Below are 21,196 nucleotides of genomic sequence, written 5' to 3'. Positions count from 1 at the left end.
GTGCTGCTCAGCTCGCGTAGGAACCGGTCATGGTCGCGCCCTCGGTGTGGTCACCGCGGTCCAGGATCTCGCCCGCGACCCACGCGTCGACACCCCGGTCGGCCAGCGCGGTCAGCGCCACGTCCACCGACTCGCCCGGCACGACGGCCATCATGCCGACGCCCATGTTCAGGGTCTTCTCCAGCTCCAGCTGCTCCACCTGACCGGCCTTGCCGACCAGGTCGAAGATGGCGCCGGGAGCCCAGGTCGAACGGTCGACCGTGGCGTGCAGGTGGTCCGGGATGACCCGGGCCAGGTTCGCCGCGAGGCCACCGCCCGTGATGTGCGAGTAGGCGTGCACCTCGGCCGTCCGGGTGAGGGCCATGCAGTCCAGCGAGTAGATCTTGGTGGGCTCCAGGAGCTCTTCGCCGAGGGTGCGGCCGAGCTCCTCCACGTGGCTCTCCAGCGACATCTTGGCGCGCTCGAAGAGGACGTGGCGGACCAGCGAGTACCCGTTCGAGTGAAGGCCGGACGAAGCCATCGCGATGACGGCGTCCCCCGTACGGATACGATCCGCGCCGAGCAGGCGGTCGTACTCGACGACGCCCGTTCCGGCACCGGCCACGTCGAAGTCGTCCGGGCCCAGCAGGCCGGGGTGCTCGGCGGTCTCGCCGCCCACCAGGGCGCAGCCGGCGAGGACGCAGCCCTCGGCGATGCCCTTGACGATCGCCGCGACACGCTCGGGGTGCACCTTGCCGACGCAGATGTAGTCGGTCATGAAGAGCGGCTCGGCGCCGCAGACGACGATGTCGTCCATGACCATCGCCACCAGGTCGTGGCCGATGGTGTCGTACACGCCGAGCTGGCGGGCGATGTCCACCTTGGTGCCGACGCCGTCGGTGGCCGAGGCGAGCAGCGGACGCTCGTAGCGCTTGAGGGCGGAGGCGTCGAAGAGGCCGGCGAAGCCGCCGAGGCCACCGAGGACCTCGGGGCGCTGCGTCTTCTTCACCCACTCCTTCATCAGCTCGACGGCGCGGTCGCCCGCTTCGATGTCCACGCCTGCGGCTGCGTAGCTGGCACCGGTGGTCTTCTCTGTCATGACAGGAGAGAGCTTTCGTGTCGTTACTGCGTGTGGTGCCGGGCCCTGGGAGAAGCCTCAAAGACAGGGCCCGGCGCAGGTTGAGCCAGGGCTACGGGCGACGGAGCGCGTCGGCGGCGTCCGTGCCGCCGGCCAGCTCGGTCTCCAGGAGCTGCTTGCCCAGGAGCTGCGGGTCGGGCAGCTCCATCGGGTACTCGCCGTCGAAGCAGGCACGGCAGAGGTTGGGCTTCTGGATGGTGGTCGCCTCGATCATCGCGTCGAGCGAGATGTAGGAGAGCGAGTCCGCGCCCATGGAGGTGGCGATCTCGTCGACCGTCATCCCGTTGGCGATCAGCTCGGCCCGGGTGGCGAAGTCGATGCCGAAGAAGCACGGCCACTTCACCGGCGGCGAGGAGATCCGGATGTGGACCTCCGCCGCGCCGGCCTCGCGGAGCATCTTGACCAGGGCGCGCTGGGTGTTGCCGCGGACGATCGAGTCGTCGACGACCACCAGGCGCTTGCCCCGGATGACTTCCTTGAGGGGGTTGAGCTTGAGCCGGATGCCGAGCTGGCGGATCGTCTGCGAGGGCTGGATGAAGGTCCGGCCCACGTAGGCGTTCTTGACCAGGCCGGATCCGTACGGGATCCCGCTGGCCTCGGCGTATCCGACGGCGGCGGGCGTGCCGGATTCCGGCGTCGCTATCACCAGGTCGGCGTCGACCGGGGCTTCCTTGGCCAGGCGCCGACCCATCTCGACACGCGAGAGGTAGACGTTCCGGCCGGCGATATCGGTGTCCGGGCGCGCCAGGTAGACGTACTCGAAGACACAGCCCTTGGGCTTCGCTTCCGCGAATCGCGAGGTGCGCAGACCGTTCTCGTCGATCGCGATGAGCTCGCCCGGCTCGACCTCGCGGACGAAGCTGGCGCCGCAGATGTCGAGGGCGGCGGTCTCACTCGCGACCACCCAGCCGCGCTCCAGGCGGCCGAGGACCAGCGGGCGGATGCCCTGCGGGTCACGGGCGGTGTAGAGGGTCCCCTCGTCCATGAAGACGAGGGAGAAGGCGCCCTTGACCTGAGGGAGGACCTTGGCGGCCGACTCCTCGATGGTCAGGGGCTTGCCCTCGTCGTCGGTCTGACCGGCGAGCAGGGCGGTGACCAGGTCGGTGTCATTGGTGGCGGCCACCTGGGTGGCACGGCCGTCCTGACGGGGGAGGTCGGCGACCATCTCGGCAAGCTCGGCGGTGTTCACCAGGTTGCCGTTGTGACCCAGGGCAATGGAGCCGTGGGCGGTCGCACGGAAGGTCGGCTGAGCGTTCTCCCAGACGGAGGCCCCGGTGGTCGAATAGCGGGCGTGACCGACCGCGATATGACCTTGGAGCGAGCCGAGAGAGGTTTCGTCGAAGACTTGGGAAACGAGGCCCATGTCCTTGAAGACGAGGATCTGGGAACCGTTGCTCACAGCGATTCCCGCGGACTCTTGTCCACGGTGCTGCAGTGCATACAGTCCGAAGTAGGTGAGCTTGGCGACCTCTTCACCCGGAGCCCAGACACCGAAGACGCCGCAAGCGTCCTGGGGGCCCTTTTCGCCGGGGAGCAGGTCGTGGTTGAGTCGTCCATCACCACGAGGCACGCTTCCGAGTGTAGGCGAGATCGACCACTGGTCCGAATTGGGGACGGCCGGGAAATGTCACAGCACAGAGGGTGACCGATCCATTCCGTCTCGGTATCCGGAATGCCCTTGTTGACAGCCCCATGGGCATTCGTACAGGCTCTCGCCTCATGCAGCCTCTCGGTGACCGAACCGTCACCCTCGTCGAGCGCCGGCACGTGGACCTTGTCCGTGTCGCGAGCGCCATCTGTCGCTGTTCTGCGTAGTCACACGCCGCTTTTCGTTCTCTTTCCTTCCTGATCCCCGCCCCAGCCTGCCCTGCCGTGCCGCGCGCCGTCCCGCGCCGCCCGGGGCGGGCCGGCGGGCCATGCCTTGGAGTACCTGTGACCTCGTACGAACCCCACCTGTCCCGGCGCGCCTTCGGCGGCGCGGTCGGCGTGAGCGCGGCCGCCGCGGCGGTAGGGCTGGGCGCCCCCGCGGCCGCCGCGGCCCCGACCCCCGGGGACGGGCAGAACGCGCCGCAGGAGCGGGAGTTCCGGGCCGGGCGGCCCCGGTCGTCCCGTCGGCCGAACATCCTGTTCATCCTCGGCGACGACCTGGGGTGGGCCGACCTCTCCTCGTACGGCTCCCCGCACATCAAGACCCCGAACCTGGACCGCCTCGCCCGCCAGGGCGTCCGGTTCACCGACGCCTACTCGGGCTCCGCGACCTGCTCGCCGACCCGCTTCAGCCTGTACACCGGGCGCTACCCGGGCCGCACCAAGGGCGGGCTGGCCGAACCGATCGCCGACAAGTCGGTGGGCCTGGACCCCACGCACCCGACGCTGGCCTCGCTGCTGAAGTCCGCCGGCTACTCGACCGCGTTGATCGGCAAGTGGCACGCCGGCTACCTGCCCGACTACAGCCCGACGAGGTCCGGCTGGGACGAGTTCTTCGGCAACTTCGGTGGCGCCCTGGAGTACTACTCCAAGCTGGGCCTGGGCGGCGAGTACGACCTCTACGAGGGCGACGCCGAGTACAAGGACCTGCGCTACTACACCCGGATCATCACCGAGCGGGCGAGCGAGTACGTCTCCCGCGACCACCACGGCAAGCCGTGGCTGCTGAACCTCAACTTCACCACCCCGCACTGGCCGTGGATCGCCGACGGGGACACCGAGCAGAGCGCCGAGATCGTCCGGCGGATCAAGGCGGGCGACGGGCGCGCCCTGTGGCACCAGGACGGCGGCTCGGTCGAGAAGTACAAGGAGATGGTCGAGGACCTCGACCGCTCGATCGGCGAGGTGCTGAAGGCACTGCGGCGCTCCGGCCAGGAGGAGGACACCCTGGTGGTCTTCTCCAGCGACAACGGCGGCGAGCGCTTCTCGTACAACTGGCCGCTGTCCGGCAACAAGGCCTCCCTCCAGGAGGGCGGCATCCGCGTGCCGAACATCGCGCGCTGGCCCGCCAGGCTGGACGGCGGCCAGGTCAGCCACGTCCCCGTGTTCAGCCCGGACTGGACGGCGACGCTGCTGGAGGTCGCCGGGGCGCGCCCGCACCCCGCCTACCCGCTGGACGGGGCGAGCCTGGCCGGGTACCTGCTGCGCGGCGAGAAGGTCGCCGAACGGGACCTGTTCTGGCGGGTCCGGGGCGAGCGCGCGCTGCGCCGCGGGGACTGGAAGTACTACCGCGGCAAGGCGGGCAAGGACCAGCTGTTCAACCTGGCCGGGGACGTCCGTGAACAGGCCGACAAGGCCGCCGTGGAACCGGCCCGGCTGGACCGGCTGCGGGCGGCCTGGGAGAAGGTGGACGCCCAGCTGCTGCCCTACCCGGCCTGACCGCGGTCGTGCTCACTCGGCGGCGGAGGCCGCCTTCGCGGTCAGGCCCTTGCCGTCGGGCGCCGTGAAGGTGAGGGTCCGGCCCTCGACCTTCGCGGTGAGCGGACCGCTGCCGAACAGCTCGGTCAGCGTCCGCTCGACCTCGCCCGCCGGCCCCTCGCAGGCCATGCGGGTCGAGGTCAGCGGTCCGAAGGTGACCGTGGAGCCCTCCACGGTGGCCTGGGCGCTGAACCGGTTGCAGCCGAGGTTGCCGCTCACGGTGAGGTCCGGAGCGATGGTGAACCGTGCCTTCCCGGCCGCCTCGGCGGGCAGGGAGGCCGCGGTCCCACCGCTGACCAGGGACTCCACGGTCCACTCGGTCGTGGTGAGCGGGGCGTCGGTGACCGCGGGGGCCGACGTCATGGCGATGGTGCTCCCGTCGGCGGTCTTCAGGGTGAGCCGGTCGGGCCCGCGGTCGATCGCCAGCTTGCCCCGGAACAGCTTGGCGAAGGCCGTCTCGAACTCCATGTCCGCGCAGGCCATGGTGGTCGAGGCGCCGGGCGTCACGGTCACCGAGGAGGTGCCGGCGAAGGCCGCGACAGCCGTGAAGCCGTTGCAGCCGTAGTTGCCCTTGACCTGGTTCGGGCCGATGTCGAGGTGGGCGCTCTCGGGCGCGTGCAGGGTGCGGCCGCCCGTGGTCAGGGACTCGACCGCCCAGGAACCCTCGGGGTCGGGCAGTCGGGCGCTCCGCGCGTCCTCGCCCTGACCGCAGCCGGTCAGGGCGAGCGCGACGACGAGGGCCAGGCCCGCGGCGGCGGGGACGTGCCGGAAGGTAGGCATGTCCCTGGGACGGAGCGGGCGCAGCGGTGGTTCCACCATGGTCGTTCCCCTCAGCTCATCAGCGGCAGCAGCGCCGACAGATCGGCCCGCTCGCCGCCGGCCCGTACGTGCGCCTCGTCGAGCGCCGCGGCCCACCGCGTACGGCCGGTCGCGAGCCGGATCCAGGTCAGCGGATCGGTCTCCACGACGTTCGGCGGGGTGCCGCGGGTGTGCCGCGGGCCCTCGATGCACTGGACCACCGCGAAGGGCGGGACGCGGACCTCGACCGCACCGCCCGGCGCCTTGAGGGCGAGGGCGTCGGCCAGCAGCCGGGTGCAGGCGGCCAGCGCCTGCCGGTCGATCGGGATGTCCAGTCCGGCGGCCCGGTTCAGGTCGTCGGTGTGGACCACCAGTTCCACGGTCCGGGTGACCAGGAAGTCGGCCAGGGTCATGTCCCCGATCCACAGGTCGAGCACGCGGTCACCGGGATTCGCCGCGAGCGCCCGCTCCATCCGGTCGGCCGCCCGGTCGAACAGCTCGGGCAGCGGGGCCCCGGTCAGGGTCTCCCTGGCCGCCTCGGAGATCTTCCCGGCGAGGGAGGCGGTGGCGAACGGCCACTCGACCGCCGACAGCTCGGCGACGGCGGCGGGCGGCCGGGCCAGGCCCCCTGCCAGCGAGTCGGCGATCCAGGCGATGTGCCCGGCCAGTTCGGCGACGCTCCAGTCCCCGAGCCCGCTGGGGCGCGCCAGCTGCTCGGGCCCCAACTCCGAGACGGCCCCGCAGACATGCGCGAACTGCGCGGTGACGGCCGTGCGGATCCGGACGGGGTCGTAGGTACGCGGCTTCTTCCCTCGGGGCGGCATGCTCCGACCCTACTCGGGGGCCGGCCGCACCGGCCCGGTGCGGCCGCGCCGCTGCGCGGTGTCGGTGGCGTAGGCGGTGAACGGCTCGTCGCAGGAGCCCCCGACCGCAGAGGCGGTCGGGGGCTCCTGGCAGAGGCGGTGGGATCAGGCCAGCAGGGCCGGGATCGTCGTCTCGTGGGCCTCGCGGAGCTCGGCCAGGGGAAGGGTGAACTCGCCCTGGATCTCGATCTCCTCGCCGTCCACCACACCGATGCGGGTGACCGGCAGGCCGCGCGCACCGCACATGTCGGTGAACCGGAGCTCCTCGCTGCGCGGGACGGCCACGATGGCACGGCCCGCGGACTCGGAGAACAGGAAGGTGAAGGCGTCCAGGCCCTCGGGGACCACGACGCGCGCGCCGTTGCCGCCCTTGAGGCAGGACTCGGTGAGCGCCTGGATCACGCCGCCGTCGGACAGGTCGTGCGCGGCGTCGATCATGCCGTCGCGCGAGGCGGAGATCAGGATCTCGCCGAGCAGCTTCTCGCGGCCCAGGTCCACCTTCGGCGGCATGCCGCCGAGGTGGTCGTGGACCACCTGCGACCAGGCCGAACCGCCGAACTCCTCGGCCGTGTCGCCCAGCAGGTACAGCAGCTGGCCGGCCTCCGAGAACGCCATCGGCGTACGGCGGTTGACGTCGTCGATCACACCGAGGACCGCCACGACCGGGGTCGGGTGGATCGCGATGTCACCGGTCTGGTTGTAGAGCGAGACGTTGCCGCCGGTCACCGGGGTGCCCAGCTCCAGACAGCCGTCCGCCAGACCGCGGCAGGCCTCGGCGAACTGCCACATGACGTCCGGGTCCTCGGGGGAACCGAAGTTCAGGCAGTCGGAGATGGCCAGCGGCTTGGCGCCGGTCGCCGCCACGTTGCGGTACGACTCCGCCAGCGCCAGCTGCGCGCCCGTGTACGGGTCGAGCTTGGCGAAGCGGCCGTTGCCGTCGGTGGCCATGGCCACGCCGAGGTTGGACTCCTCGTCGATACGGACCATGCCCGCGTCCTCGGGCTGCGAGAGGACGGTGTTGCCCTGCACGAAGCGGTCGTACTGGTCGGTGACCCACGACTTCGACGCCTGGTTCGGGGAGGAGACCAGTGCGAGGACCTGCGCGCGCAGCTCCTCGGAGGTCTGCGGCCGCGGCAGCTTGCCGGCGTCGTCCGCCTGCAGCGCGTCCTGCCAGGAGGGGCGCGCGTAGGGGCGGTTGTAGACGGGGCCCTCGTGGGCGACGGTGCCCGGGGGCACGTCCACGATCTGCTCGCCGTGCCAGAAGATCTCCAGGCGCTCACCCTCGGTCACCTCACCGATGACGGTGGCGATGACGTCCCACTTCTCGCAGATCTCCATGAAGCGGTCGACGTGCTGCGGCTCGACGATCGCGCACATGCGCTCCTGCGACTCGCTCATGAGGATTTCCTCGGGCGAGAGCGTCGCGTCGCGCAGCGGCACGGTGTCCAGCTCGACCCGCATGCCGCCGGAACCGGCGGAGGCGAGCTCGGAGGTCGCGCAGGAGAGCCCGGCGCCGCCGAGGTCCTGGATGCCCGCGACGAGCTTCTCCTTGAAGATCTCCAGGGTGCACTCGATGAGGAGCTTCTCCTGGAAGGGGTCACCGACCTGCACCGCGGGGCGCTTGGTGGGCTTGGTGTCGTCGAAGGTCTCGGACGCGAGGACCGAGACGCCGCCGATACCGTCGCCGCCGGTGCGGGCGCCGTAGAGGATGACCTTGTTGCCGGGGCCGGAGGCCTGGGCGAGGTGGATGTCCTCGTGCTTCATGACGCCGATGCAGCCGGCGTTGACGAGCGGGTTGCCCTGGTAGCAGGCGTCGAAGACGACCTCGCCGCCGATGTTGGGCAGGCCCAGGCAGTTGCCGTAGCCGCCGATGCCCGCGACGACGCCGGGCAGGACGCGCCGGGTGTCGGGGTGGTCGGCGGCGCCGAAGCGCAGCGGGTCGACGACCGCGACCGGGCGGGCGCCCATCGCGAGGATGTCGCGGACGATGCCGCCGATGCCGGTGGCCGCGCCCTGGTAGGGCTCGATGTACGACGGGTGGTTGTGCGACTCGACCTTGAAGGTGACCGCGTAACCCTGGCCGACGTCGACGACGCCGGCGTTCTCGCCGATGCCGACGAGCATGGCGTCGTTCTGGGGGGCCTTCTCACCGAACTGCTTCAGGTGGACCTTGCTGCTCTTGTACGAGCAGTGCTCGGACCACATGACCGAGTACATGGCGAGCTCGGCGCCCGTGGGGCGGCGGCCGAGGATCTCCCGGATCCGGGCGTACTCGTCCTCCTTGAGGCCGAGTTCCTTCCAGGGCTGGGAGGCGTCCGGGGTTTCGGTGGCGTTCTTGACGGTGTCGAGGCTCATGCGCTGACCAGCTTCTTCAGGACCGAGGTGAAGAACGGGAGGCCGTCGGTGCGGCCCGTCCCGATCAGCGGCTCGACCGCGTGCTCGGGGTGCGGCATGAGGCCGACGACGTTGCCCGCGGCGTTGGTGATGCCGGCGATGTCGCGCAGCGAACCGTTCGGGTTGCCGTCCAGGTAGCGGAAGGCCACACGACCTTCGGCCTCCAGTTCGTCGAGCGTGCGCTCGTCGGCGGTGTAGCGGCCGTCCATGTTCTTGAGCGGTACGGAGATCTCCTGGCCGGCGGTGTAGTCGCCGGTCCACGCGGTCTCCGCGTTCTCCACCCGCAGCTTCTGGTCGCGGCAGATGAAGTGCAGGTGGTTGTTCCGGAGCATCGCCCCCGGCAGCAGGTGGGCCTCGGTGAGGACCTGGAAGCCGTTGCAGATGCCCAGGACGGGCATGCCGCCCTTGGCCTGCTCGATGATGGTCTCCATCACCGGCGAGAAGCGGGAGATGGCCCCGGCGCGCAGGTAGTCCCCGTAGGAGAAGCCGCCCGCGAGGACGACCGCGTCGACCTGGTGCAGGTCCTTGTCGCGGTGCCACAGCGAGACCGGCTCGGCCCCCGCGAGGCGGACGGCGCGCAGCGAGTCACGGTCGTCGAGCGTTCCGGGGAACGTGACGACTCCGATGCGAGTGGTCACCGTCAGGCCTCGACCTTCACGGTGAAGTCTTCGATGACGGTGTTGGCGAGGAACGTTTCGGCCATCTTGTGGATGCGGTCGAGGGCGGCCTGGTCGACCGGTCCCTCCACCTCGAGCTCGAAGCGCTTCCCCTGGCGGACGTCGGCGATCCCCTCGAAGCCCAGGCGCGGCAGTGCACGCTGCACCGCCTGGCCCTGGGGGTCGAGGATCTCCGGCTTGAGCATGACGTCGACTACGACGCGTGCCATCGGGCACTCCCGTGTGGTGGTTGGTGCGAAGGCGGTTCCATCAGCGTACCCGGCTGAAATTTCTACGCGGGTAGATATCTCGGCGCCCTGATCACCACGCCGTTTCGGCTTCACCAACGCTTCGCAAAATCCGCCGGAAAACCACGCGCCCGGCATTGCGGCGGGACACGCGGAGAGAATTAACTGGGCTTCGCAATGCAATGGGAATCGAGGTACAAAGGAATCACTCCGGATTCCGGATGAAAGTTGCATTGCCCCGAAACATCCACACAGGCGACATCACCGCACGTCAGCAGGTGGTGACGTCGCACGAAGGGACCGATATCCGTGGTGCAGCGCGTAGTGGTCACGCTCTCCGACGACATCGACGGCGGGGAAGCGGCGGAAACGGTCGTGTTCGCCCTGGACGGAAAGTCCTACGAGATCGACCTCAATGTGGCGAACGCAAAGAAACTGCGGAAGGGCCTGGCCCCCTTCGTGGCCGCCGGCCGTCGCCAGTCGCGCTCGGGGAAGGTCTTCAAGCACACCGCCGTCGCCCCCGACCCGGCGGTCGTCCGCGCCTGGGCCCGCTCGAACCAGTTCGAGGTGCCGCCGCGCGGCCGCATCCCGAAGAAGATCTACGAGGCCTACAACGCGGCCCACTGAGCGTCGATTTGCCATGCACCCCCATGTGTCGGCTAGTGTGTGGATCACGCCGAGGGGCCAGACCGCAGGTCAAAGCCTCCGAGGTCGTGCGGGTGTAGTTCAGTAGCAGAACATCCCTCTTCCAGAGGGAAGGCGCAGTGTGCGATTCCTGTCACCCGCTCTGCATCACTTCCTGACCACTGTTGTGGATCGGGTAGAGTGATGCACGCATCGCCTCACGGCAATGCAGTGCTTGCGGACGTAGCTCAGTTGGTAGAGCACCACCTTGCCAAGGTGGATGTCGCGCGTTCGAGTCGCGTCGTCCGCTCTGTATGAAGAAGGCCCCGATCATTACGATCGGGGCCTTCTTCGTGTTCCCCGAATCCGATGCCGACGACCCCGACCCTGACAAATGTCATCGGGGGCGGTGACAGCGCGCACTGCCCGCCCGGCGCCGGCGCCGCGAGCCTTGGATCATGACTGACACCGTGATCGAAGCCGAGGGCCTGCGCCGCGGCTACGCAGGAGGATTCGAGGCCGTACGGGGCGTGTCCTTCTCCGTGGCCCGGGGCGAGATCTTCGCGCTGCTCGGCACCAACGGCGCGGGCAAGACCTCCACCGTCGAACTGCTGGAGGGACTGGCCGCGCCGAGCGAGGGCCGGGTGCGCGTCTTCGGGCTCGATCCGCACACGCGGCGGGCCGAGGTCCGCCCGCGCACCGGGGTCATGCTCCAGGAGGGCGGTTTCCCCTCCGACCTGACGGTGACCGAGACCGTCCGGATGTGGGGCGGGGTCACCAGCGGCGCCCGCCCGGCGGCGGAGGTGCTGGAACTGGTCGGCCTGGCCGCGCGGTCCTCCGTACGCGTCAAACAGCTGTCCGGCGGCGAACGGCGGCGCCTGGACCTCGCGCTGGCCCTGCTCGGCCGGCCCGAGGTGCTCTTCCTGGACGAGCCCACCACCGGCATGGACCCGGAGGGGCGCCGGGACACCTGGGCCCTGGTGCGCGAACTGCGGGAGCAGGGCACCACGGTGCTGCTGACCACGCACTACCTGGAAGAGGCCGAGGAACTCGCGGACCGACTCGCGATCCTCCACGAGGGCGAGCTGGTGCTGACCGGCACTCCGGCCGAGGTGACCGCCACCCGGCCGGCCCGGATCCGCTTCACCCTGCCCGCCGGGGTGCCCGCGGCCCGGCTCCCGCTGGCCCTGCGGGCCGCCGCATTCGGGCAGCGCGTGGAGATCCGTACCGAACGGCTCCAGGAGGACCTGACCGAACTGCTCGGCTGGGCCCGGGAGAACGGCGTGGAACTGGCCGGGCTCGACGCCCGGTCCGCCTCCCTGGAGGAGGCCTTCCTGGAGATCGCGGAGAACCGCCGCACCGTCGGCGACCGCACCGAGGACACCGAGGCGGGAACCCGATGAACACGCTCACCCTGAACCCCGGCCGGCTCACCGCGCTCGGCCGCTCGGAGCTCACCCTGCTGGTACGCAACCGGGCGGCGCTCACCCTGGCCGTCCTGATGCCCCTGCTGATGGTGTTCATCCTGCGCTCCTCGCTGAGCGGGGCCGAGGGCGCCGAGGCCCTCGGCGAAGCCACCCTGACCGGCGGGATCGGCATGGTGCTGATCCTCGTCGTCCACATGAACCTGGTCTCCGCCTACGTCGCCCGGCGCGAGGAGCTCGTCCTCAAGCGGCTCCGTACCGGCGAGGCGACCGACCCGGAGATCATCGCCGGAACCGCCCTGCCGGCCGCCGTCCTGGCCTTCGGGCAGATCACCGTCCTCGCCGTGGCCGGGGCGGCCGCCCTGGACGTGCGCATGCCGCGGAACCCCTTGCTGCTCGTGGTGGCCGTGCTCGCGGGCATCGTGCTGCTGGCCGGGATGTCCGCGCTGACCAGCTCGTTCACCCGCACCGTGGAGACCGCGGGCCTCACCACGCTGCCGCTGTTCCTGGCGACCGTGCTCGGCTCGGGGCTGTTCGTCCCGACCGACTCGCTGCCGGACCTGGCGGCCTCGCTGTGCGAACTGCTGCCGCTGAGCGGGGTGATGGAGCTCGTACGGGCCGGGTGGAGCGGCGGCTCGGCGGGCGGGGACCTGCTGGGCGCCGGACTGAACACATTGGCCTGGATCGTGATCACCGTGTTTTCTGTGCGGAGGTGGTTCCGCTGGGAACCGCGCCGGTGAAGCGAGTCGGGGGACGGGGACCGTGTCGAAGATGACGGGGTGGTGGAAGAACCGCAGCACCGCGGGGAAGGTCGAGCTCTACACCAGGGGGTCGTTCCATCTCTTCGTCCTGCTGGAGATCACGTCCTTCGGGCTGATGCCCGTGGCCGCCACCGCCCCCACGGCGTCCTCGGCCCTGCTGCCCCTCGCCCTCCTGCTCATGGTCTGCGGCCATGCGGTGCTGTGCGGGGTGCTCAGCGCCAAGGCGCTGCACTGGGTGGTGGGCCGGCGCGAACGCCCCACCCGGCCGGCGGTGGCGGTGGTCGTCACGACGGCCGCGTGCACCCTGGTCGTGCTCGCGCTCCGGGCGACCGGACACATCTCCGAGGCGGCCGTGGCGCCGACGCTGGTGGCGGGGCTGATCTGGTTCGCCTCGGGATCGCTGGTGCTGTGCCTGCGGTCGGTGAAGCGGATGTGGTACATCCCCCCGGTGGCGGCGGTCGCGACGGGGCTGGCCGCGCTCGCCCTGGGCACGCCGGCCGGCACGGCCCTCGGGTACTGCGTGGGCATCCTGCTCGGCAGCCTCTTCTTCGGCGCCACCTGCGGTTTCTCGGCGTGGCTGCTGACAACGGTCTACGAGCTGGACCGCTCGCGCGAGGTCCAGGCGCGGCTCGCGGTGGCGGAGGAACGGCTGCGGTTCGGCCGTGACCTGCACGACGTGATGGGCCGCAACCTGGCGGTGATCGCGCTCAAGAGCGAGCTGGCGATACAGCTGGCCCGGCGCGAACGGCCGGAGGCGGTGGAACAGATGATCGAGGTGCAGCGGATCGCCCAGGAGTCCCAGCGGGAGGTACGGGACGTGGTGCGGGGCTACCGGCAGGCGGACCTCTCGGTGGAGGTGGAGGGCGCGCGCGGCGTGCTCAGCGCGGCCGGGATGGACTGCCGCGTGGACTTCCTGGCCACGCGGGGCACGGAGTTGCCCGCCGAGGTCCAGTCGGCCCTCGGCTGGGTGGTGCGCGAGGCGACGACGAACATCCTGCGGCACGGGGACGCGCACCGCTGCCTGATCCGGCTGACCGCCGCGGAGACGGGCTCCGTGACGCTGGTGGTGGAGAACGACGGGGCTCCCGAGACCCCGACCGGGCCGCCGGGCTCGGGGCTGGCCGGGCTGCGGGAACGACTCGCGGCCCTCGACGGGACGTTGCAGGCGGGGCTGGTCGGCGACGGCCGGTTCCGACTGCTGGCACAGATCCCGGACCGACGACTGCAAGGACTGGAGGTGCGGGCGTGAGCCCCGTACGCGTACTGCTCGCCGATGACGAGCACCTGATCCGGGGCGCGTTGGCGGCGCTGCTCGCGCTGGAGGACGACCTGCTCGTCGTCGCGGAGGCGGCCTCGGGCCCCGAGGCGCTGGCGATGGCGCGGGCCCACCGGCCGGACGTGGCGGTGCTGGACCTGCAGATGCCGGGGGCGGACGGTGTGAGTGTCGCCACATCCCTGCGGGCCGAACTGCCCGGCTGCAAGACCATGATCGTGACCAGTCACGGCCGCCCCGGGCACCTGAAGCGGGCACTGGCGGCGGGCGTGCGGGCCTTCGCCCCGAAGACCGTCTCGGCGCAGCGGCTGGCCGAGCTGATCCGGACCGTGCACGCCGGCGGCCGTTACGTGGACCCGGAGTTGGCGGCCGACGCGATCAGCGCGGGGGACTCTCCGCTGACCGCGCGCGAGGCGGAGGTGCTCGAACTCGCGGCGGACGGGGCACCGATCGCGGAGATCGCGGAGCGGGCCTCGCTGTCGCAGGGGACGGTACGGAACTACCTGTCCTCGGCGGCGACGAAGCTGGGTGCCGAGAACCGGCACACGGCAGTGCGTCTCGCACGCGAGCGAGGTTGGGTATAGTAGTTCTCGCGTTACGGCGCACCTGCGGACATAGCTCAGTTGGTAGAGCACCACCTTGCCAAGGTGGATGTCGCGCGTTCGAGTCGCGTTGTCCGCTCTGTAACGAAGAAGCCCCCCGGTCCTCGGCCCGGGGGGCTTCTCTCGTCCCTACGACCAGGACTGGCCGGTGAGGCGCTCGAAGGCCTCGATGTACTTGGCGCTGGTCCGGGCGACGACCTCGGCCGGGAGGGCCGGCGGCGGGAGCTCGCCCTTGCGGTCCCAGCCGGAGGCCGGGGAGGACAGCCAGTCGCGGACGTACTGCTTGTCGAAGGAGGGCTGCGAGCGGCCCGGCTCCCACTGGTCGGCCGGCCAGAAGCGGGAGGAGTCCGGGGTCAGCACCTCGTCGGCGGCGACCAGGGTGCCGTCCTTCGGGTCGAAACCGAACTCGAACTTGGTGTCGGCCAGGATGATCCCGCGCTCGCGCGCGATCTCCCGGGCGCGGCCGTACACAGCGAGAGTGGTCTGGCGCAGCAGCGCCGCCGTCTCGGCGCCGGCCGTGCGCGCGACCTCCTCGTAGGAGACGTTCTCGTCGTGCTCGCCGACGGCGGCCTTGGCGGCCGGGGTGAAGATCGGGGCGGGCAGCTCGGAGCCGTCCACGAGCCCCTCGGGGAGAGCCAGGCCGCAGACCGTGCGGGTCTCGTCGTACTCGACGAGACCGGAGCCGGTGAGGTAGCCGCGGGCCACGCACTCGACCGGGACCATGTCGAGGTTCTTGCAGATCAGGGTGCGGCCGGCCCAGTCGGCGGGGGCGCCGGCGGGCAGGTCGGTGGAGATGACGTGGTTCGGGACGAGGTCCGCGAGCTGGTCGAACCACCACAGGGAGAGCTGGGTCAGGACGCGGCCCTTGTCCGGGATCTCGGTGGGCAGCACCCAGTCGAAGGCGGACATGCGGTCGCTGGCGACCATGACGAGGCGGCCGTCCTCGTCACGGTAGAGGTCGCGCACCTTGCCGGTGTGGAGGTGGACGAGGCCCGGAACCTGAACCGGCTCGGGCTTTTCGACGAATCCGGACACGGGGTCTCCCTGTGGTTCTGTATGAAGCGCACCCCGATTCTCGCGCACCTGTGTCCCCACCTGTGGACAGGGGTCCGCGCCGCGGGTCGATCGCGGGGCCGCCGGCGCGTTCGGTGGCGGGTCGGCGGCGAGGCGGCGGCGAGGCGTCCGTGGGGTCAGTCGTGCTTGCAGATCCGGTCGAGGAGATTGGCCGTGGCCCGCTGCACCCGCTCGTCGACGTGACCGGGGCGGTCGAGGGCCGGGGACCAGGCGAAGGTGCCGGAGGCGAAGACCAGCGCGCCGCTGGGCGCCCGGTAGAGGGAGGTCTCCTGGTGGCGGCGGTGGCCCTCGCTGTCGAGGTAGGGGGAGTGCGCCAGCAGGATCCGGTCCTGGTGCTCGGGCAGCTGGGTGCGGGGGAAGTAGCGGTCGGCCTCACCCGCGACCAGGCCGGGCAGCTCGTCGTTCTCGCCCGCGCCGGTGGAGTCCCACAGCCAGTGCGTGGCGTTGCGCACGATCAGGGGCGCGGGTTCGGGGACCCGGCCCGCGTACTGGATGCCGAGCAGCTGCTGCTCCGGACGGTCGACCTCGCGCCACAGGCTGGGGCGGCCCGGGCCGCGCCGTTTTCGGCAGGTGAGGAGCCGGTCGTCGACCCCGGAGGGGGACGGGCCGAGCTCGACCTGCCAGTACATGGTGTTGGCCGAGAGGAAGACGAGCGAGGTGCCGTGCCGGCGGGCGCGTTCGACGGTACGGCGCATGGGGGCCGACCAGTACTCGTCGTGGCCGGGGAAGACCAGACCGCGGTAGCGGGTGGGGTCGACGCGGCCGGCGTGCAGGTCGCGGGTGTCGGCGTAGGCGATGTCGTAGCCGTAGCGCTCGGCCCAGCGGATGAAGTCGTAGGCGTGGCCGACGTGCAGGGGCAGGCCCGCGCCCGCGTAGGGGCGGTCGAAGGACACGGTGACGGCGGCGTCCTGCTCGCCCAGCAGTCGGCCCTGCTCGTCCCAGGCGTGGTAGAGGCTGGCGCCGCTGCGGCCGTCCTCCGGGTAGAGGTTGTAGGCCTGCCAGGTGATGTCGGGGAGCAGGAGCAGGAGGTCGGCGGGGTGGTCGTCGCGGACCGTGAAGGGGATGTGGGAGCGGTAGCCGTCGGCGGTGGTGAGCACGGCGACGTACGCGCCGACACTCCAGTACGAGGGGACCTGGAGCCGCCAGGACAGCCACCAGTGGTGGCAGGAGACGGTCCGGTCGGCGGCGAGCGGGGCCGGCTGGACGATGCCGGAGAGCCGGGGGCTGGTGGTGATCTTGGAGGCTCCGTCGCCGCCGTAGTGGCCGATCCGGTAGACGTCGACGGAGAACTGCTGGGGCGGATCGACGGTGATGTGGAAGTCGATGGCCTCACCGGGGGCCACCCCGCCGGTGGAGGCGAAACCCTTGATCTGCCGGTGCACGTCGTCGGCGGTGCGCGGACCGCCGTTGCCGCGGGCGCGGGGGATCTGGCCGGTGCCGGCGGCCGCGGCGGCCGGGTCCACGTACCAGGGCACGACCTGGCCGGTGTCGTCGAAGTAGAGCTCGCTGCCCCGGAACCAGGGCAGGGGGCCCTGCCCGAAGGGGTCGGACACCGCGTGCGCGAGCGCACCTGACTCCCAACGCCGGATCTGGTCCGCACCCATGACCGCTCCCCTCCCTCGACCCCCCGAACGGGCGTACATCGCCTCCGTGCGCGGCTCCCGGCTGAGCCGAGGAGGTACTTTCGGCACCCGCTCCGGGACATCCAGCCGCGACCGGTCCCAGCACATCACATAACGCACGCAGCCCGTCACTGTTCGTCGCGAATTGACGGGAACGGAACATGGACATCCGGTCACCCGTACGAGCTGTAGCCCTTCCGGGGAGGCGCCTCGACCGACCGCCTCAGACCAGGCGGACCGGCTTCTCCGGGCGGACGCCCAGCGCCGAGAGCCAGTCCCGCAGCGGCTCCGGGTTCCCGTCCTCGACCAGGCACAGCACCCGCGGCGCCAGGTCGGAACGGCGGTCGCCGCCCACCAGCAGGACCGGCCCGTCGAGCCAGTCCAGCCCCGGGGTGGCACCGGCCGAGTCCACGGCCGCGCAGCACACCATCGCCGTGACGTGGTCGGCCAGCAGGTCCCGGCCACTGCGCGGCGGCTGGAGCGGGAACAGCGGGAGGGTGTCCGCGCCGCGCGCCTTCCCGGCCCCGGCGGCCGGTCCGGCCGCCCGCTCCTCGCGGGCCAACTCACCGGTGATCCGACCGGCCAGCGTCTCGCCGGCCGCGCCCTCGCCACCGAGGTCCGTGAGGTAGCCCAGCACCCGCTCCAGGGTGGGGCCGGCGAGCGCGTCCGCGGTGGGGGAGGGGGAGTCGGCCGCCGCCAGCGTGGCGGGGCGGGCCGCTCCGGCGGCTCCTGTGGCGCCCTGGGAGCCGGGCCGGGCCGCAGGGGATGCGGGGGGTACCGGGGATACGGGGGATACGGGGGCCGTAGGGGATGCCGGGGCCGAAGGGCTCCCGGGCAGTCCCGCCGGGACGGCCAGGGCGTCCAGCGCGGCGTGCAGGCGGGCCGCCTCCGTCCGCCATTTGCGGTCCACGACCTCCTCCGGATACGCCGCCCAGTCCACCGGCGACCAGTCCGGCCCGGCCTCGGCCGGACCTCCGTGGAAGAGCCGCGCGGCCAGCAGCGAGGTCGCCTCGTCGATCAACCCGGGCTGCTCCAGCAGGTCACAGGCGGGGCGCTCGCCCAGCCGCGAGGTGAACCCCTCGGCCAGCCGGTCCCGCCGGGACAGCTCGGTCAGCGCGGAGACCACCCCGGCGTCGAGGTGCGCCGGCCAGCGGCCCATCCGCCAGGCGGGCAGCGCGACCCGGGTCAGCAGCCGGTCCCAGCCCGCGTAGGCGAGGCCGACCTGCTCCTGGGCGACGATGCGCAGCCCGTAGTCCACACCCTGGGCACGCTCCGAGGCGGCCGCGGCCACCCCGCGCTCCATCTCGGCGGCGTCCGTCCGGCACAGCCGCAGCAGCAGCCGGGCCGGGGCCGCGATCCAGCCGAGGCCGCGCCGACCGCCCACGTCCACGGCCGCGTCCAGGCCCCGTACGAAGCCGCGCGCGTCGGCTATGTCCGGGTGCGCGGACGGGCCCGTACCGGCGACGACGGGCGCGAGGACCGCCCGGAGCTCCGCGACCCGCATCCACCACAGGAAGGGCGAGCCGATCACCAGCACCGGGGCCGCGCCCGGCGCGGACTCGGGCCCGAGGGGTCCGGCCGTGGCGCCGAAGACGCGGGCGGCGCCGCGGCGGTGGGCCGCGTGACTACGGTCCTCCAGCCAGCTGTCGCAGTCCGGGGTCAGGGCTATCGCGGAGGGCGGCGGCACGTCCATCCGGTCGGCCAGGTCCCGCACCAGCCGGTAGAGATCGGGCGCGGCGGCCTCCGAGAGCGGCACGGTAGGCGTCACGGCGGGACTCGCCCGCAGCACCACCGCGGCGAAGGCACCACCGACGAGCAGCACCAGCGCGGCGACCACGCACACGACGAGGGTCACCGTGGGCCAGGGATCACCGGCCAGCCGACCCGTCGCCCGGGCGGCCACCAGCACCACCGCGAGGGCGGCGGGCAACAGCCCGACGGCCGAGGCCCTGCTGCGCACGCGCAGCACGGCCAGAGCGCGGGAACGCGCGGACGGCACGTTCGCTTCCATGATCGAACCGGTTCCGGACACGGCCGGACCTCACCCCCTCTGCCCTGCGGCGACGTTGCTCACTCCCCCACTGTGACACCCGCCACCGACATCGCAATGCCGGTGGGCCAAGTGCCGGAATGCTTGGCATCGCACCCTAGTTGGGGCACGCGCGGGCGTCAGGCAGACCGGGTGACGATCACCCGATGGAATGGCTTTGGGTAAAGCTGGGTGCGTTCGAACGCGGCCGGATGCAGTCGCACGCGGACACGCCCGCGGGCCCGGGCGCACGAGGTGCGCACCGGGCCCGCGGGTCTGTGGAGCCGCTGGTCAGCGGCCCTCGGCCGCCTTGGCCGCGATGTCCGTACGGTGCTGCGAGCCGTCGAGACGGATGCGCGCCACCGCCTTATACGCCTTCGCGCGCGCCTGCGCCAGGTCGGAACCGGTCGCCGTCACCGACAGCACGCGGCCGCCCGCGCTGACCACCGTGTTGCCCTCGCGCCGGGTCCCGGCGTGCAGCACGTAGGCATCGGGCTCGTCCTCGGCGGCCACCTCGAGCAGGCCCTCGATCGGGTCGCCGGTGCGGGGGGTCTCCGGGTAGTTGTGGGAGGCGATGACCACCGTGACGGCGGCGTCGTCGCGCCAGACGAGCGGGGGCAGCGCGTCCAGGGTGCCGTTGGCGGCGTTCAGCAGGACACCGGCCAGCGGGGTGCGCAGTCGGGCCAGCACGACCTGGGTCTCGGGGTCGCCGAAGCGGGCGTTGAACTCGATGACCCGGGTACCGCGACCGGTGATCGCGAGGCCCGCGTAGAGCAGACCGGAGAAGGGGGTGCCGCGGCGGCGGAGCTCGTCGACGGTCGGCTGGAGGACCAGCTCCATGACCTCGTCGACCAGCTTCGGGTCGGCCCAGGGCAGCGGGGAGTACGCGCCCATGCCGCCGGTGTTGGGGCCCGCGTCGCCGTCCAGGGCGCGCTTGAAGTCCTGCGCCGGCTGGAGCGGGACCACGGTGACGCCGTCGGTGATGGCGAAGAGGGAGACCTCGGGGCCGTCGAGGTACTCCTCGATGACCACCCGGTCGCAGGCGAGCGCGTGCGCACGGGCGGCGGCCAGGTCGTCGGTGACCACGACGCCCTTGCCGGCGGCCAGGCCGTCGTCCTTGACGACGTAGGGGGCGCCGAAGGCGTCGAGGGCCTCGTCCACCTCTTCGGGGGTGGTGCAGACGTAGCTGCGCGCGGTCGGGACCCCGGCCGCGGCCATCACGTCCTTCGCGAAGGCCTTGGAGCCTTCGAGCTGGGCCGCCTCGGCGGACGGGCCGAAGACGGGGATCCCGGCGGCGCGCACGGCGTCGGCGACGCCGGCGACCAGCGGGGCCTCCGGGCCGACGACGACCAGGTCGGCGGCGAGTTCGGTGGCGAGAGTCGCGACGGCAGCACCGTCTAGGGCGTCGACCGGGCGCAGCGTGGCCACGTCGGCGATACCGGCGTTGCCGGGAGCGCAGTACAGGGCGGAGACGGCGGGGTCGAGGGACAGAGAGCGGCACAGGGCATGTTCGCGGGCGCCGCCGCCGATGACGAGGACCTTCACGCTGCTCAGCCTAGCCGGGACGGCGCGGTCGGCTTCGTGCGGCCACCCAATCAGGACCGGCTACTCATTCGTGTATTCCTCCACAACGGTGGCTCCGAGCTCGCGCACGATGAGGTCGTGTCCGGTCAGGGCGCTCTCCACGAGGTCGGGATCGTCGTCCTCCGCGTGGTCGTCCTCGGGGGCCACCGGCGGGGGCGCCTGCTGTACGGGGGGCTGCGGGGCGGGAGCCGAGTGCTGGGGCGGCTGCTGCTGCGTGTACTGCTGGGCGGGCGGGGTCTGCGGGGCGGACGGTTGCTGCGGCTGCTGCTGCGCCGGCGGGTTGTAGGCGGGTGCGGGTGCGGCCGGGGCACCGTACGAGGAGCCGTACGAGGCGGTCTGGATCGGGGCCGGGGAGCCGCCACCGATGACGGCCTCGATCTTCCAGTTGACCTGGAACTGCTCGGCCAGGACCGCCTTGAGGACGTCCTCGCTGCCGCTGCTGGCGAAGTTGTCGCGGGCTCCGACATTGGGGAAGCCCAGCTGGAGGGTGGTCCCGTCGAAGCCGGTGACCTGGGCGTTCTGGCTGAGCAGGATCCAGGTGAAGCGGCGGCGGTTCTTGACGGCCTCCAGCACGCCGGGCCACATCGCCTGCACCTGTCCGGCTCCGGCGGCCATGCCGGGGGAAGGAGCCGCGGCGGCCGGGGCGGGGGTGGCGGCCGGAGCGACCGGCGCGGGAGCGGGAGCGGGGGCCGGGGCGGACGCGGCCGCGGAGGGCCAGGCAC

Annotated in this window: 18 protein-coding genes, 3 tRNA genes and 1 pseudogene; 10 read left to right on the top strand and 12 right to left on the bottom strand. The window is 71.8% G+C overall.

Annotated elements, in window-relative coordinates; genetic code table 11:
- Positions 1–7: 7 nt before the first annotated feature.
- Positions 8–1,078: a phosphoribosylformylglycinamidine cyclo-ligase gene (gene purM, locus AB8A24_RS37105; protein ID WP_030726290.1), complete on the bottom strand. Its 1,071-nt coding sequence runs from the start codon at positions 1,076–1,078 to the stop codon at positions 8–10.
- Between the two features lie 91 nt (positions 1,079–1,169).
- Positions 1,170–2,687: an amidophosphoribosyltransferase gene (gene purF / locus AB8A24_RS37100; protein ID WP_030726287.1), complete on the bottom strand. Its 1,518-nt coding sequence runs from the start codon at positions 2,685–2,687 to the stop codon at positions 1,170–1,172.
- A gap of 122 nt (positions 2,688–2,809) precedes the next feature.
- On the opposite strand from purF, the gene AB8A24_RS37095 reads away from it, so the two are divergent.
- Together AB8A24_RS37095 and AB8A24_RS37090 are read left to right on the top strand one after the other, a co-directional pair.
- Positions 2,810–2,932 carry a putative leader peptide gene (locus tag AB8A24_RS37095; protein ID WP_353961837.1) on the top strand — a complete coding sequence of 41 codons (123 nt, stop codon included), beginning with the start codon at positions 2,810–2,812 and terminating at the stop codon, positions 2,930–2,932.
- A gap of 117 nt (positions 2,933–3,049) precedes the next feature.
- On the top strand, positions 3,050–4,483 hold the full coding sequence (locus tag AB8A24_RS37090; protein ID WP_328962657.1) for a sulfatase-like hydrolase/transferase: 1,434 nt from the start codon (positions 3,050–3,052) through the stop codon (positions 4,481–4,483).
- A 12-nt stretch (positions 4,484–4,495) separates the two neighbouring features.
- Here the strand turns inward: AB8A24_RS37090 and AB8A24_RS37085 are convergent, their stop codons facing one another.
- The 5 genes from AB8A24_RS37085 to purS all read right to left on the bottom strand — a co-directional run bounded on the left by AB8A24_RS37085 (position 4,496) and on the right by purS (position 9,463).
- Positions 4,496–5,302 (bottom strand): META domain-containing protein, encoded by an 807-nt coding sequence (locus tag AB8A24_RS37085; RefSeq protein WP_328962656.1) that lies wholly within the window; start codon positions 5,300–5,302, stop codon positions 4,496–4,498.
- Positions 5,303–5,352: 50 nt separating this feature from the next.
- Positions 5,353–6,144: a sterol carrier family protein gene (locus AB8A24_RS37080; protein ID WP_328962655.1), complete on the bottom strand. Its 792-nt coding sequence runs from the start codon at positions 6,142–6,144 to the stop codon at positions 5,353–5,355.
- A 144-nt stretch (positions 6,145–6,288) separates the two neighbouring features.
- On the bottom strand, positions 6,289–8,538 hold the full coding sequence (gene purL, locus AB8A24_RS37075; protein WP_033223408.1) for a phosphoribosylformylglycinamidine synthase subunit PurL: 2,250 nt from the start codon (positions 8,536–8,538) through the stop codon (positions 6,289–6,291).
- Positions 8,535–9,215 (bottom strand): phosphoribosylformylglycinamidine synthase subunit PurQ, encoded by a 681-nt coding sequence (purQ, locus tag AB8A24_RS37070; RefSeq protein WP_030768819.1) that lies wholly within the window; start codon positions 9,213–9,215, stop codon positions 8,535–8,537. Before purQ ends, purL begins: the two co-directional genes overlap by 4 nt.
- 2 nt (positions 9,216–9,217) lie before the next feature.
- The gene (gene purS / locus AB8A24_RS37065) at positions 9,218–9,463 is read right to left on the bottom strand and encodes a phosphoribosylformylglycinamidine synthase subunit PurS (protein WP_030009438.1); all 246 of its coding nucleotides are present in this window, start codon (positions 9,461–9,463) and stop codon (positions 9,218–9,220) included.
- Positions 9,464–9,790: 327 nt separating this feature from the next.
- Here purS and AB8A24_RS37060 point away from each other — a divergent pair, with 327 nt between their 5' ends.
- The 8 genes from AB8A24_RS37060 (at position 9,791) to AB8A24_RS37025 (ending at position 14,244) form a co-directional block, all read left to right on the top strand.
- Entirely contained in the window at positions 9,791–10,108 is a 318-nt protein-coding gene (locus AB8A24_RS37060) for an Lsr2 family protein (protein WP_030726271.1), read from the top strand.
- A gap of 88 nt (positions 10,109–10,196) precedes the next feature.
- Positions 10,197–10,268 (top strand) — tRNA-Gly (locus tag AB8A24_RS37055).
- Positions 10,269–10,342: 74 nt separating this feature from the next.
- Positions 10,343–10,415 (top strand) — tRNA-Gly (locus AB8A24_RS37050).
- Between the two features lie 148 nt (positions 10,416–10,563).
- Positions 10,564–11,508: an ABC transporter ATP-binding protein gene (locus AB8A24_RS37045; protein WP_369478688.1), complete on the top strand. Its 945-nt coding sequence runs from the start codon at positions 10,564–10,566 to the stop codon at positions 11,506–11,508.
- Complete coding sequence (locus AB8A24_RS37040) at positions 11,505–12,269, top strand: ABC transporter permease (RefSeq protein ID WP_369478687.1); 765 nt, start codon at positions 11,505–11,507, stop codon at positions 12,267–12,269. The genes AB8A24_RS37045 and AB8A24_RS37040 overlap by 4 nt, the downstream gene beginning before the upstream one ends.
- Before the next feature lie 31 nt (positions 12,270–12,300).
- Positions 12,301–13,539 (top strand): sensor histidine kinase, encoded by a 1,239-nt coding sequence (locus AB8A24_RS37035; RefSeq protein WP_369478693.1) that lies wholly within the window; start codon positions 12,301–12,303, stop codon positions 13,537–13,539.
- On the top strand, positions 13,536–14,147 hold the full coding sequence (locus tag AB8A24_RS37030) for a response regulator transcription factor (RefSeq protein ID WP_030009443.1): 612 nt from the start codon (positions 13,536–13,538) through the stop codon (positions 14,145–14,147). The genes AB8A24_RS37035 and AB8A24_RS37030 overlap by 4 nt, the downstream gene beginning before the upstream one ends.
- A gap of 24 nt (positions 14,148–14,171) precedes the next feature.
- Positions 14,172–14,244, top strand: a tRNA-Gly gene (locus tag AB8A24_RS37025).
- 50 nt (positions 14,245–14,294) lie between these two features.
- On the opposite strand, the gene AB8A24_RS37020 is transcribed toward AB8A24_RS37025, so the two are convergent.
- The 5 genes and pseudogenes from AB8A24_RS37020 to AB8A24_RS37000 form a co-directional block, all read right to left on the bottom strand.
- Positions 14,295–15,200, bottom strand: a complete 906-nt coding sequence (locus AB8A24_RS37020) for a phosphoribosylaminoimidazolesuccinocarboxamide synthase (protein ID WP_328962652.1) — start codon at positions 15,198–15,200, stop codon at positions 14,295–14,297.
- Positions 15,201–15,355: 155 nt separating this feature from the next.
- Positions 15,356–16,843, bottom strand: coding sequence for a N,N-dimethylformamidase beta subunit family domain-containing protein (locus tag AB8A24_RS37015; protein ID WP_030726255.1), 1,488 nt, complete (start codon positions 16,841–16,843; stop codon positions 15,356–15,358).
- 241 nt (positions 16,844–17,084) lie between these two features.
- Complete coding sequence (locus tag AB8A24_RS37010; RefSeq protein WP_328962651.1) at positions 17,085–18,872, bottom strand: hypothetical protein; 1,788 nt, start codon at positions 18,870–18,872, stop codon at positions 17,085–17,087.
- A 309-nt stretch (positions 18,873–19,181) separates the two neighbouring features.
- The gene (gene purD / locus AB8A24_RS37005; RefSeq protein ID WP_033223391.1) at positions 19,182–20,435 is read right to left on the bottom strand and encodes a phosphoribosylamine--glycine ligase; all 1,254 of its coding nucleotides are present in this window, start codon (positions 20,433–20,435) and stop codon (positions 19,182–19,184) included.
- A 60-nt stretch (positions 20,436–20,495) separates the two neighbouring features.
- Positions 20,496–21,196, bottom strand: a pseudogene (locus tag AB8A24_RS37000) (DNA polymerase III subunit gamma and tau); the annotation flags it as partial.

The sequence above is a fragment of the Streptomyces sp. BF23-19 genome (assembly GCF_041106355.1).
GTDB lineage: Bacteria > Actinomycetota > Actinomycetes > Streptomycetales > Streptomycetaceae > Streptomyces > Streptomyces virginiae_A.
Note: the sequence above shows the minus strand (reverse complement) of the source record. Positions and strands in the feature narration are given on the sequence as shown.

What these genes read in the sequence shown, in the direction of transcription:
- AB8A24_RS37035 (WP_369478693.1), top strand. Translation starts at nt 12,301, where the DNA reads ATGACGGGGTGGTGGAAGAACCGCAGCACCGCGGGGAAGGTCGAGCTC.
- AB8A24_RS37085 (WP_328962656.1), bottom strand. Translation starts at nt 5,302, where the DNA reads ATGCCTACCTTCCGGCACGTCCCCGCCGCCGCGGGCCTGGCCCTCGTC.
- AB8A24_RS37015 (WP_030726255.1), bottom strand. Translation starts at nt 16,843, where the DNA reads ATGGGTGCGGACCAGATCCGGCGTTGGGAGTCAGGTGCGCTCGCGCAC.
- AB8A24_RS37045 (WP_369478688.1), top strand. Translation starts at nt 10,564, where the DNA reads ATGACTGACACCGTGATCGAAGCCGAGGGCCTGCGCCGCGGCTACGCA.
- AB8A24_RS37040 (WP_369478687.1), top strand. Translation starts at nt 11,505, where the DNA reads ATGAACACGCTCACCCTGAACCCCGGCCGGCTCACCGCGCTCGGCCGC.
- purL (WP_033223408.1), bottom strand. Translation starts at nt 8,538, where the DNA reads ATGAGCCTCGACACCGTCAAGAACGCCACCGAAACCCCGGACGCCTCC.
- AB8A24_RS37095 (WP_353961837.1), top strand. Translation starts at nt 2,810, where the DNA reads ATGGGCATTCGTACAGGCTCTCGCCTCATGCAGCCTCTCGGTGACCGA.
- purM (WP_030726290.1), bottom strand. Translation starts at nt 1,078, where the DNA reads ATGACAGAGAAGACCACCGGTGCCAGCTACGCAGCCGCAGGCGTGGAC.
- AB8A24_RS37080 (WP_328962655.1), bottom strand. Translation starts at nt 6,144, where the DNA reads ATGCCGCCCCGAGGGAAGAAGCCGCGTACCTACGACCCCGTCCGGATC.
- purS (WP_030009438.1), bottom strand. Translation starts at nt 9,463, where the DNA reads ATGGCACGCGTCGTAGTCGACGTCATGCTCAAGCCGGAGATCCTCGAC.
- AB8A24_RS37010 (WP_328962651.1), bottom strand. Translation starts at nt 18,872, where the DNA reads ATGGAAGCGAACGTGCCGTCCGCGCGTTCCCGCGCTCTGGCCGTGCTG.